Genomic DNA, 1,169 nt, shown 5'->3' with positions numbered 1-1,169 from the left:
TCCCCCACTTCGACGACCTCTCCGACCACCTCGTGGCCCGGCACCACCCGTGGCCGGTGCACCGGCAGATCGCCTTCGGCGACGTGAAGATCGGTGCGGCACACGCCACATGCGCGCACCGCGACCAGAAGCTCACCCGCTCCCGGTCGCGGGATTTCGACATCTGCGCGTTCCATGGGTCGGGTGTCCATCGGCCCCGGATGGCGGACCTGCCAGGCGGCCATGGTGGAAGTGCTCACCAGTCAATGGTCGCTCTCGGTCGACGGCCGCACCAGCAGCCGCGATTCCGTCGCCGTAAGCGCACATCCGCCGAGGTCGCCACCCCCGCCCTCGCGACAGGCAGTGCGGCTGCCGCCGCACTTACTTCCCGCGCAGGCCCTCAGATTGTGCGCCCAGCTTTGTCAGGCCGGGGGCGTCATTCCCGGCGCGTTCTCCGGCGCGACAGGGACGGGCACGCCGACCGCGGGCGGGGGCGGCGGTGCGTTCGGATCTGCCGGCGGGGGTGGCGGTGCATTCGGATCTGCCGGCGGAGCCGCGGGCGCGTTCGGGTCAGCGGGCGGAGCCGCCGGGGCCGCGGGCGCGGTGTACGGCCGGATCGAGTTGGCCAGCGTGACGGCTTCTTCCTTGGGCACAGGGTTGTTCGCGGTGCCGAGCCAGACGACGAACCACCGCTCGGGGGTGCGCTGACCGCGCGGCGTGCCGGGTTCGACCGGATTGCCGACGACACCGGCCCAGATCTGACCGTTCGGCTTGTTCGTGTCGGTGAACTTCACCTCGTAGTACGACGCGACGCCCGGCATGCCGTCGGCGTTGAGTTCGACGGTCTCATGGTTGATCCGGGTGCCGGGGAACGGCATGAAGAACTCGCCCATGTCGGACGCCAACCGCTGGGCGGCCTTGGTGTTGTCCGTCTCGGCCCCAGCGAAGAGCTTCAGGTCGAGCCGTCCGAGCAGAATGCTTGTGTCATTGGGTGGTTCGGCGCCTTCGGGCGCGATCTTGGTCAGCAGGGCCTGGCCGTAGGACAGCTGCGTCGAGTCCGCGACCTTCCAGCCCGCCGGCACGACATAGCTCATGCCGCCCGCGGCCGAGTCCACCCTGCCGGCGTCGCCGGGCGCAGGGGCCGGCGCGTTCGGGGCGCCCGGCGGCGGGGCGGGCGCGTTCGGATCGGC

The 1,169-nt window shown here is 71.3% G+C and carries 2 protein-coding genes; both read right to left on the bottom strand.

What is annotated here, in order from left to right:
- On the bottom strand, nucleotides 1-224 hold a 224-nt coding region (locus tag A5698_RS13695), incomplete at its 3' end, for an alcohol dehydrogenase catalytic domain-containing protein (protein ID WP_156670751.1).
- Between the two features lie 177 nt (nucleotides 225-401).
- Nucleotides 402-1,169, bottom strand: a 768-nt coding sequence (locus A5698_RS13690; protein WP_068297565.1) for an APA family fibronectin-binding glycoprotein, incomplete at its 5' end; no start/stop codon positions are given.

Source organism: Mycobacterium sp. E136, assembly GCF_001666865.1.
Classification (GTDB): domain Bacteria; phylum Actinomycetota; class Actinomycetes; order Mycobacteriales; family Mycobacteriaceae; genus Mycobacterium.
This window is presented reverse-complemented; position numbering and strand designations above follow the sequence as displayed.